The 14,659-nt window shown below is 66.5% G+C and carries 7 protein-coding genes and 2 pseudogenes; 3 read left to right on the plus strand and 6 right to left on the minus strand.

The window, feature by feature from the left end:
- Positions 1-101 precede the first annotated feature (101 nt).
- The 3 genes from ACCQ00_RS19705 to mgtE all read right to left on the minus strand — a co-directional run bounded on the left by ACCQ00_RS19705 (position 102) and on the right by mgtE (position 5,441).
- A complete protein-coding gene (locus tag ACCQ00_RS19705) occupies positions 102-1,145 on the minus strand; it encodes a DUF475 domain-containing protein (protein WP_017156295.1) in 1,044 nt (347 codons plus the stop codon).
- Between the two features lie 105 nt (positions 1,146-1,250).
- Positions 1,251-3,959 (minus strand): bifunctional acetate--CoA ligase family protein/GNAT family N-acetyltransferase, encoded by a 2,709-nt coding sequence (locus ACCQ00_RS19710; RefSeq protein ID WP_039575228.1) that lies wholly within the window; start codon positions 3,957-3,959, stop codon positions 1,251-1,253.
- A 114-nt stretch (positions 3,960-4,073) separates the two neighbouring features.
- A complete protein-coding gene (mgtE, locus tag ACCQ00_RS19715) occupies positions 4,074-5,441 on the minus strand; it encodes a magnesium transporter (RefSeq protein WP_039575226.1) in 1,368 nt (455 codons plus the stop codon).
- A gap of 582 nt (positions 5,442-6,023) precedes the next feature.
- On the opposite strand from mgtE, the gene ACCQ00_RS19720 reads away from it, so the two are divergent.
- The 3 genes and pseudogenes from ACCQ00_RS19720 to ACCQ00_RS19730 all read left to right on the plus strand — a co-directional run bounded on the left by ACCQ00_RS19720 (position 6,024) and on the right by ACCQ00_RS19730 (position 10,251).
- Entirely contained in the window at positions 6,024-6,851 is an 828-nt protein-coding gene (locus tag ACCQ00_RS19720; RefSeq protein ID WP_039575223.1) for a carbonic anhydrase, read from the plus strand.
- A gap of 217 nt (positions 6,852-7,068) precedes the next feature.
- Positions 7,069-8,872: pseudogene (locus tag ACCQ00_RS19725) on the plus strand (monovalent cation:proton antiporter-2 (CPA2) family protein).
- A gap of 291 nt (positions 8,873-9,163) precedes the next feature.
- Positions 9,164-10,251, plus strand: a protein-coding gene (locus tag ACCQ00_RS19730; RefSeq protein WP_099770648.1) for an IS3 family transposase whose coding sequence is annotated in 2 segments (ribosomal slippage) — positions 9,164-9,416 and positions 9,416-10,251 — 1,089 coding nt in all. Because the reading frame shifts where the segments join, the coding sequence is not laid out codon by codon here.
- A 358-nt stretch (positions 10,252-10,609) separates the two neighbouring features.
- Here ACCQ00_RS19730 and zwf read toward each other — a convergent pair.
- The 3 genes and pseudogenes from zwf to ACCQ00_RS19745 form a co-directional block, all read right to left on the minus strand.
- Entirely contained in the window at positions 10,610-12,448 is a 1,839-nt protein-coding gene (gene zwf, locus ACCQ00_RS19735) for a glucose-6-phosphate dehydrogenase (RefSeq protein WP_372354011.1), read from the minus strand.
- Complete coding sequence (locus ACCQ00_RS19740; RefSeq protein WP_017158573.1) at positions 12,445-14,244, minus strand: glycoside hydrolase family 15 protein; 1,800 nt, start codon at positions 14,242-14,244, stop codon at positions 12,445-12,447. The genes zwf and ACCQ00_RS19740 overlap by 4 nt, the downstream gene beginning before the upstream one ends.
- 63 nt (positions 14,245-14,307) lie before the next feature.
- Positions 14,308-14,636, minus strand: a pseudogene (locus ACCQ00_RS19745) (low molecular weight phosphatase family protein).
- Positions 14,637-14,659 lie beyond the last annotated feature (23 nt).

Raw genomic sequence — 14,659 nt, forward strand, 5'->3', positions numbered from 1 at the left:
CCGCCGTCAACACCGAGCCTGCTATCGGTCGCGTTTTTTTACTCGCTCGGCGACCATGGCCGCCAGCCATTCAGCGGATGCGCAAGCTCGCCGGTGCTCGCTCAAATCTCGGTCGGCCCAAGATGGTGGCGCTTGCGGTAGCGGATCGAGGACCACACCGAGGCGGCGATGAAGGCCACGCCGATCAGGCCGGTCAGCACCTCCGGCACGTGGTAGACCGTGCCCACCAGCATGATGATCGCCAGCACGCCGATAGCGTAGTGCGCGCCGTGCTCCAGGAACACGAACTCGTCCAGGGTCCCCTTGTGCACCAGGTAGACCGTCATCGAGCGCACGAACATCGCGCCGATCGCCAGACCCAGCATGATGATCACCACGTCGCGGGTGATGGCGAAGGCGCCGATCACGCCATCGAACGAGAACGAGGCGTCCAGCACTTCCAGATACAGGAAGGCGGCGATGCCCGAACGCTTGGCCGGGCCCATGCTGCCGTCTTCGCTCTCTTCGGCTTCGAACAGCGCATCCACGCTGCCGACCAGCAGATACAGCAGGATGCCGCCCAGGCCTGCGAACAGCACACTCTGGAAGATGCCGGCCGGCAGGAACAACTTGGTGCCCAGCAGCACCGACACCGCCACGATCACCGACATCGCATCGGCCTTGCCCAGCTTGCCGACCAGCCGCTCCACCGGGCCCAGCCAGTGCAGCTTGCGCTCCTGGTCGAACAGGAAATTCAGGAACACCAGCAGCAGGAACATGCCACCGAAGGCGGCAATGGACGGGTAGTTGTCGGTCAGCACCTGGCTGTAACGGTCCGGCTCCTTCAGCGCCATCTGCATCACCGGCACCAGGCCCATGCCGGTGGCCACCGACACGATCACGATCGGGAACACCAGGCGCATGCCGAACACGGCGATCAGGATGCCCACGGTGAGGAACAGTTTTTGCCAGAACGCGTTCATGTGCTTGAGCACGCCGGCGTTGACCACCGCGTTGTCGAACGACAACGACACTTCCAGCACGCTCAGCACCAGGCATAGCCACAGCGCCTGCCAGATCCCCATCGATGAGGTATGGCCCCACCACGCAGCCAGGCCCAGGCAGATGGCGGTGACCACGAACGACATTCTGAAATCGCGAAACATTGACACTCCCAGGCGGGCCGAGACGACAGCCGGAGCAATAGGCCAGATCGAGGCCTGGCAGTCCGGCGTGCGGTGGAGGATGGGGGACCGCGGCGTGACGCAGGGTCAGGCCGGGCGCGGCTCGCCCATTATAGGGAGTGTCACCGCCATCAGGGTCGCATCGTCCGGATCCGGGCGCACGCCAAAGCCCAGGCTCTGGCACATCGCCAACATGGTGCGGTTCTCGCGCAGCACCTGGCCTTCGATCTGTTTGAGGCCCAGCCAGCGCGCGTACTCGATCATGATGCGCATCAGCTGCCAGCCGATGCCGTGGCCCTTGAGGTCCGAGCGGATCAGGATGCCGTACTCGCCGCGCTGGTAATCGGCATCGGCGTGCAGGCGCACCGCGCCGAGCATGTCGCCGGTCTTGGGGTCGATGGCCACCAGCGCAATGGAGCGGGCGTAATCGAGCTGGGTCAGCCGGGCAATGAATTCATGGCTGAAATGCTTCACCGACTGGAAGAAGCGCAGGCGCAGGTCCTCGTCGGTGACGCGGGCGAAGAACGCGCGGAACAGCGCGCCGTCTTCCGGGCGCACCGGGCGCACCAGCGCATGGGTGCCATCGCCCAGGCCGATCTGGCGTTCCCATTCCTTGGGGTACGGGAAAATCGCAAAGCGCGGATGGCCGCGGCCCTTGTGCAGCTTGCGCGCCGGCGCCACCGCCACGCGCGCGTCCAGCGCAATCACGCCATCGCGGTCGGCCAGCAGCGGATTGATGTCCAGCTCGGTGATTTCGGGGATGTCGGCAGCCAGCTGCGCCAACTTGACCAGCACCAGCGCCACCGCGCGCTCGTCGGCGGCCGGCACGTCGCGGTAGGCCTTGAGGATGCGCGAGACGCGGGTGCGGCCGATCAGTTCGTGGGCCAGGCGCAGGTCCAGCGGCGGCAGGGCCAGCTCGCGGTCGTTGATGACCTCCACCGCGGTGCCGCCGCGCCCGAACACGATCGCCGGGCCGAACACCGGGTCGTCGGCGATGCCGGCGATCAGTTCGCGCGCCTTGGGCCGCAGCACGGTGGGCTGCACGATCACCCCTTCGATCACTGCACTGGGATGCGCAGCGCGCGCGCGCGCCAGGATGCCGGTGGCCGCTTCGCGCACCGCCGCCACGCTGGACAGGTTCAGGCGCACACCGTCCACGTCGGACTTGTGCGCGATCTCGCTGGACAACACTTTTAATGTCACCGTGCGGCCGACCGCCAGTAACGGGTCTGCCAGCAACGCGGCGTCGTTGGCGGTGGCAGCCACCTGCAGCGGCACGATCGGGATGCCGTAGGCCGCCAGCAGGCGATTGGTGGCGACCGGATCCAGCCAGCGCCGGCCGGCCGCCAGGGCCTCTTCCACCAGCGTGCGCGCGATGCCGGCATCCACCACGAAGTCTTCCGGCAGGCTGGGCGGGGTCTCCATCAGCGCCGCCTGCGCCTCGCGGTAACGCACCAGGTGGGTAAAGCCGCGCACCGCATCCGATTCGGTGGCATAGGTGGGCACGCGCGCGGCATTGAGCGCGGCAATCGCCGCATCGTCCTGGCCCAGCCACACCGCAAATACCGGTTTGTCGCGCTGATAGCGGTTGCGCTGGTCCAGCGCGCGGGTCAGCGCCTTGGCCGCATCGGCCGAGGAGGTGAACGCGGTGGGCACGTTGACCACCAGCAGCGCGTCGTTTTCCGGATCGTCCAGCAGCGCTTCGATCGCGGCGGCATAGCGCGCGCCGTCGGCGTCGACAATGATGTCCACCGGGTTGCTGCGCGACCAGCCTTCCGGCAGCGATTGATCGAGTTTTTCCAGCGTCTTGGGCGATAAATCGGCCAGGGTGCCGCCACGCAGCACCAGCTGGTCCACCGCCAGCTGCCCCACCCCGCCGCCGTTGCTCAGGATGGCCAGGCGCCGGCCGGGGAAGCTGCCGAGCCGACCCAGGGTTTCGGCGGCGGCGAACAGCTCGTCCAGCGCGCCCACCCGCAACAGCCCGGCGCGTGCAAACGCGGCGCCGTACACCGCATCCGAACCGGCCAGCGCCTGCGCATGGGTGTCGGCATTGGGATTGATGCGGTACTGGCGGCCGGATTTGACCACCACCACCGGCTTGGCACGTGCGGCCGCGCGCGCCGCCGACATGAACTTGCGCGCGTCGCCGATGCGTTCGACATACAGCAGGATCGCGCGGGTGCGGTAGTCGGTGGCGAAGTAATCCAGCAGGTCGCCGAAGTCCACGTCCAGCGTATCGCCCAGCGACACCACCGCCGAAAACCCCACCGAGCGCGCCACGCCCCACTCCACCAGCGCCGCGGCAATGGCGCTGGACTCGGAGATCAGCGCCAGATCGCCGGCCTGTGGGCAGTGCGCGGCGATGCTGGCATTGAGCCGTGCATGCGGAGCGATCACGCCCAGGCAGTGCGGGCCGAGGATGCGCATGCCCTTGGCGCGCGCGGCCGCTTCCATGCGCGCGGCCGGCGAGCCTGGGCCGCTGCCGAGGCCGGCGGTGAGGATGATCGCGGCAGCCACACCACGCCGCGCGGCGATGGAGACGATGCGCGGCACGATGCGCGCCGGCGCAGTGATCACCACCAGGTCGGGCACCCACGGCAGATCGGTCAGCCGCGCCACCGTGCGCACACCGTCGATCTCGCTGTAGCGCGGGCTGACCCAGCCGATCTGGCCGGGAAACCCGGCCGCGCGCAGGTTGCGCACCACCGCCCGCCCGGCCGAGCGATCACGCGGGCTGCCGCCCACCACCGCCACGGTGCTGGGACGAAAGACCTGTTGCAGGTGGTACGTACTCATCGGGCGGGGGACGCGAATGCCATCGCGCTACGGTACACGTACTGGCGTTTCAGGGCATGGATGACGGATACATGCGCACATGCATGCATCCGTGATTGCCCGGGCGCGAGGCCGCTACAACAGCGTGCCGCTCAAGATCAGCGCGGCGATGCTGAAATAGATCACCAGACCGGTGACGTCCACCAGCGTGGCCACGAACGGCGCCGAGGCGCTGGCTGGGTCGAAGCCGAAGCGTTGCAGCACGAACGGCAGCATCGAGCCGGACAGCGAACCGAAGGTGACGATGCCGATCAGCGCCGCACCGATGGTCAGCGCCACCATCAGCCAGTGCGGGCCGTAGTCGTACAGGCCGGCGGTCTGCCAGATGGTGATACGCACGATCGCCAGCACGCCCAGGATCGCGCCCAGGGTCAGGCCGGTGGGCAGTTCGCGCAGCGCCACTTTCCACCAATCGCGCAGGCGGATTTCGCGCAGCGCCAGCGAGCGGATCAGCAGCGAGGTGGCCTGCGAACCGGAGTTGCCGCCCGAGCTCATGATCAACGGGATGAACAAGGTCAGCACCACCGCCTTGGACAGCTCGTCCTCGAAGTGCTGCATCGCGCTGGCGGTGAGCATTTCTCCCAGGAACAGCACGCTCAGCCAACCGGCACGCTTCTTGATCATCTGGCCGAAGCCAATCTGCATGTACGGCTTGTCCAGCGCTTCCATGCCGCCGAACTTGTGCACGTCCTCGGTGGATTCGGCGATGAGCGCATCGAGCACATCGTCCACGGTGACGATGCCGAGCACGTGGCCGCGCGCATCCACCACCGGGATCGCCAGCAGGTCGTGGCGACGGATCAGCCGCGCCACTTCTTCCTGGTCCAGTGCCGGGTCCACGGTGACCGGGGGATTGACCTGTGCCACCTCCAGGATCGGTGCCTCCGGCGCGCCGGTGATCAGGCGGCGCATGGTCACCACCTGCTGCAGCACGCGGGTATACGGGTCGAGCAGATAGATCGCGTAGACGGTCTCGCGGCTGCGCTCCACTTCGCGGATGTGCTGCAGGGTGCGGCCCACCGTCCAGTCCGACGGCACGGCCACGAACTCGGTGGTCATCAGCGCGCCGGCGGTGTTGGGCGGGTAGCGCATCAGCGCCTGGATCGACAGCCGCGCCTCGGCACTGAGCAGCCACAGCAGCGGCTGGCGCTGCTCGGCATCCAGGCCATGGAAGATGTCGGTGGCGCGGTCGTCGGCCATCTGCCCGAGCAGCGAGGCGGCCTGCTCGGCCGGCAGCGACGCGACCAGCGTGCTGGCATCGCGCAGCTCGGGTTGTTCGAGCAGTTTTACCGCCCGTGCTGACGGCAACGCGGCCAGCACCTGCGCTGCGTCGTCGCGGTCCAGGGTGTTGAGATATTCCACCGCATCGGCCGTGTTGAGTTCGGCCAGGGGTGCGGTCAGTGCATCGACGCCTTCGGCAAGGCGCAGGGTTTGCTCGTACATGGGTGTTCGCCTGGTGACGACCGTCGTCGATGACAGCCGGCGAACCTGGGCCTCAGGCGCGCGCCAGCTGGGTCATCGACCCGGGTCTAGGGTGACTGTCGCTGGACATGGGTAAGGGCTCCAAAGGTGCGTACCGACCGGTGATCCGGGCGATGGCGCGGCGCAGTCTGCGCGCCTGAGTCGGCTTGGTCAATGCCCTGCGTGTCGGTCGCTTAAGTGAGCTTCCCGAAGTCCGGCGGCGCAGGCCTGCACCCGCCCGGCGCTTGGTCAACACGCCAGCAGGGCACCACGTGGGGCGTGCCGGCGCACGGGGCGTTGCGCAGCGCAGAAGCCAGGCTGGGGACGCTCGCGCGGCGATACCCCAACGCCTGGCGGACAGGCGGGTTGCCAGGTGCCGACGCGCCGCTGCGGTGGCGCCGCTGGCCGTCGAGATGGCGCCGCACAACCGCCTGTCGCCGGGCCATGCTGGACGTCACAGTTCATTGCTACAGTCCGCTTCCCGCAACGCCCGGCGCGTTGCCTTTCCGCCATGGCATCGGCCATCGCATCCCACGTAACGCGTTTTCTTCCGGAGTTTTGTGCATGCCCGCTTCTAGGTCGCTCTTGTTACGTCGCATCAGCCCGCTGTGCCTGTGCATCGCCGCCGGCTGGGGCGCGGTGGGCATGGCGCAAACCGCACTGCCCGAGAGCGCGCCGGTGCAGGCGCACGAGACCGCGCCGCACAGCGGGCACGAATGGGGCTATACCGGTCCGGAAGGTGCCGAGCATTGGGCCGAGCTGGCCAAGGAAAATGCGCTGTGCGGCAATGGCCAGCAAAACAGCCCCATCGATCTGAAAGGCGCCATCGACGCCAACCTGGGCACGCTGCTGCTGAGCTACAGCGCCGTGCCGCTGGTGGTGCGCAACACCGGCCATTCCATCCAGCTGGATCTGCACGACGGCGGCACCATGGCGACCGGCGACAAGCAGTATCAAGCCTTGCAACTGCACTTCCATCACCCCAGCGAGCACCTGTTGAACGGCCGGCGTTTCCCGATGGAAGCACACCTGGTGCATCAGGGCCCGGACGGCACGCTGGGCGTGCTGGCGATCTTCTTCGAAACCGGCAAGGCCAACCCGGCGTTCCAGCGGGTGCTCGATGCCATGCCCAAGGACAAGGACCAGACCCGTCAGGTCGCCAACGCAACGGTCAGCGCCGAGGCGTTTCTTCCGCCGAGCAATCAACGCAGCTTCTATCGCTACGAAGGCTCACTGACCACTCCGCCATGCAGCGAAACGGTGGACTGGGTGGTGCTCAGCCAGCCGGTGCAGGTGTCGGAGGCACAGATCAATGCGTTCGAACGCGTGTACCCGTTCAATGCACGCCCGCTGCAGCCGCTGGATCGGCGCTTTCTGCTGAAAAGTCACTGATCGCTCGTACGGTGTGTCGACCATGTCTGGCACGCCACGCAGCGCCCGCGCACTGACGGTGCAGGCGCAGGCGGCGCCGGACTGATCCGCACCCACTGCGCGGACAGGTGCCGGGCCGTATCGCGCAGCCGCGCATCGCCGCCGTGCAGATGGCACATGCGTGCGCGCAGGCCAACGGACCTGCGCGGCATAATGCGTCCCTCAACGGAGAGTACGCATGCATAGCGGTGGTCTGGAACTGGCCTTGGTGCTGATGCTGGCCGCCATCGTGGCAGTGCCGGTGTTCAAGCGCTTCGGCCTGGGGGCGGTATTGGCCTATCTGGTCGCCGGCGTGGTGCTCGGCCCCGACGGCGTGGGTGTGGTGCAGGATGCCGAACGCATCAGCGGCGCGGCCGAAATCGGCGTGGTGATGCTGCTGTTCGTGATCGGGCTGGAGCTGTCGCCGGCGCGCCTGAAGGTGATGCGCCATTCGGTGTTCGGCGCTGGCGCCACCCAGGTGCTGGTGACGGCGGTGATCCTGGGCGGCTTGTTGATGGCAGCCCAGCTGGGCTGGAAGAGCGCGTTGATCGTCGGCGTGGCGCTGGCGCTCTCCTCCACGGCGGTGGGGCTGCAATTGCTGGCCGAACGCAAGGCCCTGAGCAGCGACTACGGGCGGCTGGCGTTTGCCATCTTGCTGTTCCAGGATTTGATCGCGATCCCGTTGCTGGCGGCCATCCCGCTGCTCGGCGGCAGCAAGAACGCAACGCTTCAATGGCAGGACGTGGCCAAGGCGATGGCGGCCCTGGCGCTGGTGATCGTGTGCGGGCGCTTCGTGTTGCGTCACCTGTTCAACGTGGTCGCCCGCACGCGCATGCCGGAAGTGTTCACCGCCAGCGCCTTGCTGGTGGTGCTGGGCACCGCCTGGATCATGCAGGAGGCCGGATTGAGCGCCAGCCTGGGCGCCTTCATCGCGGGCGTGTTGCTGGCCGATTCGGAATTCCGCCACGAACTGGAATCGCAGATCGAACCGTTCGAAGGCTTGCTGCTGGGCCTGTTCTTCATCTCGGTAGGCATGGGGATCGATCTCCACCGCGTGGCGACCGAGCCGTGGTTGATCGCAGCGGGCGTGGCGATATTGCTGGTGGTGAAGTTCTCGCTGCTGGTCGGTATCGGCAGCGTGGCCAAGCTGCCGCTGCGCAGCAGCCTGATGCTGGGTAGCGTGCTGTGGCTGGGCGGCGAATTCGCCTTCGTGGTGTTCAACGAAGCCGACCGCGTGGGCCTGCTGGAACCGGCCAATCACGACCGGCTGGTGGCCATCGTGGGCGTGTCGATGGCACTGACCCCGCTGTTGCTGCTCGGCATGCAGCGCATCCTCAACGGGCCGCTGCGCGCGCGCGCCCAAGCCCGATCGCCCGTTCGACACCATCGATGCGCAGACGCCCAAGGTGCTGGTTGCCGGCATGGGCCGCTTCGGCCAGGTGGTCGCGCGCCTGCTCACCGCACGGCATGTGCCGTTCGTGGCGCTGGAACACAACCCCGACACGGTGGAAGACCTGCGCCGCTTCGGCAGCCAGCTGTACTACGGCGACCCCACCCGCCCCGAGCTGCTGCGCGCTGCCGGTGCCGAGCGCATCAAGGTGTTCGTGATCGCGGTGGATGACCCGGACACCAACATCAAGACGGTGCGACTGATCCGTCGCCTGTACCCGCAAGCCACCGTGCTGGCGCGCGCGCGCAACCGCCAACACGCCTGGAAATTGATGGACCTGGGCGCAGAACCGTTCCGCGAGGTCTTCGCCTCCAGCCTGGAACTGAGCGAACGCGTCCTCACCTCGCTCGGCCTCGGTGAAGCGCTCGCACACGATCACGTCAAACGCTTCCGCCAGCACGACGAAGACCTGCTGCGCCGCCAGCATTTGGTCTACGACGACGAAGCCAAGGTGATCCAGACTTCGCGCGATGCACGTGCCGACCTGATGAATCTGTTCGAAGCCGACGTCAAGGCGGATGTGGAACCGGCACCCACCACGCAGGACGGCTGAGCCCTTCCGTAGGAGCGCGCCTGCGCGCGAACAGGCGTTTGCACGTAGGGCCCCGTCGCGCGCGGGCGCCCTCCCACGTGGATGTGGTGCATCGTTCGTCAGCGGTAACGACGCAGTCGTTGCCTCGGCGACGACCTACACGCGAGCGGCCGATTGCGTCCAAGTCATACGCCGATGGGATGGCGAGCCCCCACCAACCACCCACAATCGCTGCGCTGTTCGGGTAATCCCCCCGCCCATTAGCAGACGCCAGAAGTGGAATTTTCTCGTCCCCTTTCCCGAGGAGGTTCCATGAAGAAGTCCCGCTTTACCGACAGCCAGATCATCGCCGTGCTCAAGCAGGCCCAGGCCGGTGCGCCCGTGCCGGAGCTGTGCCGCGAGCACGGCATCAGCTCGGCCACGTTCTACAAGTGGCGCAGCAAGTTCGGCGGCATGGACGTGTCCATGGTCGCGCGCATGAAGGAGCTGGAGGAGGAGAACCGCCGGCTCAAGAAGATGTACGCCGAGGCGCAGCTCAGTACCGACCTGCTGAAGGAAGCGCTCGCAAAAAAATGGTGAGGCCATCTCAGCGACGCGAGATGGCCCAATCGGCAGTCACGAGCGGGCGTACGAACATCCGCCACGCCTGCCAGGCCTTCGCGGTGAGCCAGACCTGCTTCCGCTACCAGGCCAAGGCCAGCGAGCAGAACGCCCGGATCGCCGACTGGCTGATCCGCCTGACGACCGCCCATCGCGACTGGGGCTTTGGCCTGTGCTACCTGTACCTGCGCAACGTGAAGGGCTTTGGCTGGAATCACAAGCGGGTCTACCGGATCTACCGCGAGCTGGAGTTGAACCTGCGGATCAAGCCGAGGAAGCGGCTGGTGCGTGAGCGGCCCGAGCCTCTGGCGGTGCCGGAGGCTATCAACCAGGTCTGGTCGATGGACTTCATGCACGACCAGTTGGCCGACGGCCGCAGCTTCCGGCTGTTCAATGTGCTCGACGACTTCAATCGCGAGGGGCTGGGGATCGAGGTGGATCTGTCGCTGCCGTCAGCCCATGTGATCCGATCGCTGGAGCAGATCATCGAGTGGCGCGGCAAGCCCGCCGTGATCCGCTGCGACAACGGCCCTGAATACATCAGTGGCGCGTTGCTGTCCTGGGCGCAGCGGCATGGTATCCGGGTCGAGCACATCCAGCCGGGCAAGCCACAGCAGAACGCCTACGTTGAACGCTACAACCGCACCATCCGCTACGCCTGGCTCGCCCAAACCCTGTTCGACACCATCGACCAGGTGCAGGACAAAGCCACCCGCTGGCTATGGACGTACAACCACGAGCGTCCGAATATGGCGCTCGGCGGCATCACGCCTGCCATGAAGTTGGCGATGGCCGCTTAGCTCCACTTCTGGCGACCGCTAAAAGTGGGGGGATTACCTTCGTAGGAGCGTGCCTGCGCGCGACCGCGCGTTACCGATAAAGCTCATCGCGCGCGTGCACGCTCCTACCTGGATGTGGTGCATCGTTCGTCAGCGGTAACGACGCCGTCGTTGCCTCGGAGACGACCTGCACGCGATCGTTCGATTGCGTCAAAGTCATAATCCGATGCGGATGGCGAGCCCCCACCAACCACCCACAATCGCTGCGCTGTTCGTAGGAGCGTGCCTGCGCGCGACACGGGCATGACCGGTATCGCCCGTGTCGCGCGCAGGCACGCTCCTACGTGGAGTTGCGGAGGCTGTCGGCCGCTCGCCTCCATCAGCGGCGTGGCGTGCGCGCCACGGTCTTGCTGGCCGACTTCTTCGCTGCGCCCTTGCCTGCCGCGGTGTTGCCGGCGACCTTTGCGACCTTGCTGGTTGCGCGTTTGCGCACCGTTTTCTTGGCCGCGCCGCCAGACGACGTGGCTGCATCCTGCGAGGACTTCGCTGTAGCAGCGGATGCGCGTCTGGCGGACGCACTGGCGAGCTTTTTGGCCGGCGCCTTGCCGACCCTGCTTGCCGTCTTCTTGGCAGCTTTCTTCACCGGCGTCGCAGCACCAGCACGCACTTCCGGCGGACGACGCGGCGGGGGTTTGCGCCCTGGGGTGAGTGCGCGCCAGGCGTGTCCGCCGTTCATTGCCAGCAATGCGTCGGCGGCCGAGGGGCCGGCGCTGCCTGCGGCGTAATTGGGGAAGTCGCTGGGCGGCTGTTTCCATGCGTCCAGGATCGGTTGCACGATGCGCCATGCGCCCTCCACCATCGCCGCATCCTGGAACAGGCCGGCCTCGCCGTTCATGCAGTCCTGCAGCAGGCGCTCGTAGCCCACCGTGTATTCCTTGGGGAACCAGTCGCGGTAACGAAAGTCCATGCGCACCGGCGCCAGTGCCACCTGCGCGCCCGGGCGCTTGACGTCGAACTGCAGCGAGATGCCCTCGTCCGGCTGGATATGCAGCACCAGCCAATCGGGGCCGTAGCCGCCCACCTCGGTGCTGCGGAACGGCGCCAGCGGCGCGGGCTTGAAGCGGATCGCGATCTCGGTGGTGCGTTCGCGCAGGCGCTTGCCGGTGCGCAGGTAGAACGGCACGCCGGCCCAGCGCCAGGTATCCACCTGCAGCTTCATCGCCACGTAGGTTTCGGTGTCCGAATCGTCGGGCACGGTATCTTCTTCGCGGTAGCCCAGCACCGCATTGCGATTGACCGCGCCGGAGGCATATTGCCCGCGCACCACGTCTTCGGGCTTGATCGGGCGCACCGCCTCGATCACTTCTGCGCGACGGCGATGCATCGCCTCGGTCGTGAACGCCGCTGGCGGTTCCATCGCAATCATCGCCAGCAGCTGGAACAGATGGTTCGGCACCATGTCGCGCAGGCAGCCGGTGGGGTCGTAGAACCGTCCGCGCCCTTCCACGCCGATGGTTTCGGCCGCGGTGATCTGCACGTGGTCGATGCGGTCGCGATTCCACACCGGCTCGAACAAGCCATTGGCGAAGCGGAACGCGAGAATGTTCTGCACGGTTTCCTTGCCCAGGAAATGATCGATGCGGAACACCTGATCTTCGTGCAGCACCCTGGCGACCGTGGCATTGAGATGCTGGGCGCTGGGCAGGTCGTGGCCGAAGGGTTTTTCCACGATCACCCGGCGCCAGCCTTCGCCTTCGCGTTGCCTGACCAGGCCAGCCTCGCCCAGGTTGAGCAATACCGGCTCGAAGAAGCGCGCGGCGGTGGCCAGATAGAACAGCACATTGCCCTGCGTGCCGTAGCGCTTGTGCAACTTGTCCAGCACCCCGCCCAGCGATCGGTAGGCGCCCTGATCGGTGAAGTCGCCGCGCAGGTAATGCATGCGCTCGCGCAACCAGTCCCAGGTGGCGGTGTCGAATTGATCGGTCTGGAATTCGGCATCGCGACTGCTGAGCAGCTGCGTCATCGACTGACCCATGTTGGTCCGCCACGCGCGCTCGCTGATGTCGCCATGGTCCATGCCGACAATGGCGAACTCATCGCCCAGCGCACCGGAACGGCGCAGGTTGTACAGCGCCGGCATGACCAGGCGCTTGGTCAGATCGCCGCGTGCGCCGAACACCACGATGATGCACGGCGGTGTGGTTGCTTGCTCACTCATGGATGCGTTTCCTTTTCGCCCATGCGTCCGTGCAGGCGCAATGCCGCATTGACCAGGGCCACGTGGGAATACCCTTGCGGGAAGTTGCCGAGCATGCGTTTGCTGCGCGGGTCGTATTCTTCGGCGAGCAGGCCGACGTCGTTGCACAGCCCGAGCAGGCGTTCGAGCAGCGCACGCGCCTGGTCGGTGCGGCCGAGCAATGCGTAGTTTTCCACCAGCCAGAAACTGCAGGCCAGGAAGGTGCCTTCGCCGGCCGGCAAGCCATCGGCGCTGTCGTCGGCGCGATAGCGCTCGACCAGGCCGTCGATGGTCAGATCGCGTGCGATCGCATCGGCAGTGGCGGCGATGCGTGGATCGTCCGGCGGCAGGAAGCCGACGATGGGAATCAGCAGCAGCGAGGCGTCCAGCCGATCCGAACCATAGCTCTGCACGAAGTGGCCATCCGGGTGCACGCCCTTTTCCAGTACCTCGGCGTGGATTTGCTCGGCAATGCGGCCCCAGTGTGCGCGTTTCTCGGCATCTGCATTGGTGATGCCGTCGCGCGCGCCGCAGTCGAAGGCCAGCCATGCCATCACCTTGGAATGCACGAAGTGGCGGCGCTCATCGCGGATTTCCCAGATGCCTTCATCCGGTTCGCGCCACAGGGTTTCCAGGGTTTCCAGAATCTTTTCCAGCAGCGATGCAGACGAACCGTCGTCGTCGGACGGCAGGCCCACGCCCTTTTCGCGGGCGTAATGGAACGCGCCGATCAACTCGCCATACACATCGAGCTGGAACTGATCCACCGCGCCATTGCCGATGCGCACCGGGCCGGAATGTTCATAACCGGGCAGCCAGTGCGCTTCCCATTCCTGCAAGCGGCGTTCGCCGGCAATGCCGTACAGCGCCTGCAATTGATCCGGCGAACCGGCAATGGTGCGTTGGACCCAATCGCGAAAGGCTGCCGCTTCGTCGCGGTACCCGGCCTGCAACAACGCGATCAGCGTGAACACCGAATCGCGCAGCCAGCAATAGCGGTAATCCCAGTTGCGCGTGCCGCCCAGATGCTCCGGCAACGAGGCAGTGGGCGCGGCGACGATGCCGCCGGTGGGCAGATAACTCAGCCCCTTCAACACCACCAGCGAGCGACGCACCTGCTCGGTCCACGGCCCCACATCGGTACAGCGGCGCGCCCAGCCGTGCCAGAACGCGGTAGTGCGTTGCAGCGCCTGTTCGGCGTCGATCAAGGGCGGCGTGGCCTGGTGCGAGGCGCCGTGACTGAGCAGGAACCAGGTGCTTTGCCCTTCGCGCAGGGTGAAGTCGGTTTCGGTTCCCATGTCCTGGCCGCGCAGCGTTTGCGGCGAACGCAAGGCAAGTTGATCGGGGCCGGCGATGGCGCGGATACCATCGACGATGCGCGTCACCCATGGCACCGTGCGGCCGTAGTTGAAGCGGAAGGTCAGGCGCATGTGCATCGGCACGCTGCCCTGCACGCAGCGCACGATGCGCACCAGATGCTGATGGACTTCGCCGTTTTCGCTGGCGACCATGAAGTCGATCAGCTCCACCGTGCCGCTGTCGGTGATCATGCGCGTGCACAGCACCAGACTATCGTCCTGGTAGGCGCGCTCGGTGCGGAAGTCGGCAGCCGGCGACAATGCCCATTGCCCGTGTTGTTCGTCGCCCAGCAGCGAAGCGAACACCGCATCGGAATCGAAGCGTGGCAGGCACAGCCAGCCGATGGTGCCGCGGTGGTCGACCAGGGCCGCGCTGTGGCAGTTGCCCAGCATTGCGTGGTCCTCGATACGCACGCTCATTGGTTGGGCGCTTCCTTCCGGCGAAAGAACCCGCAGTCTTGCATGGGCCGTGTCGGGATCAGGTTACGACTGCGCCGGGAGACCCAGCAGCGGTGGCACCGTGTGTTTCAGGCGGCGTACCAGTGCCGGATCCATAGACGAATCGTCGTCTTGCATCTGCAGGCAGATCACCCGGCAGTGGCGCAGATGCGCGGCGAAGCGTTGCGCAGCAGCTGCAGATGGCGCCGTCCCATCACCGGCACCACCTCTGCCTGCTGCAACGGCTCCGGTGTGACCTGCACGTGCGCATCGGCGGCCAGCCCGGCCGATTGCGCCTGCACGCCGGGCCAGTCGGCGAAGACGCGCTCGGCGGCGGGGCTGTGCAGACGGTTACGGCTGCACAAGAACGGCACCGGCAGCGGTTGCCCGCTGCGCT

It is taken from the genome of Xanthomonas sp. NCPPB 3761 (genome assembly GCF_041475705.2).
In the GTDB taxonomy this organism is placed as follows: Bacteria; Pseudomonadota; Gammaproteobacteria; order Xanthomonadales; family Xanthomonadaceae; genus Xanthomonas; species Xanthomonas phaseoli.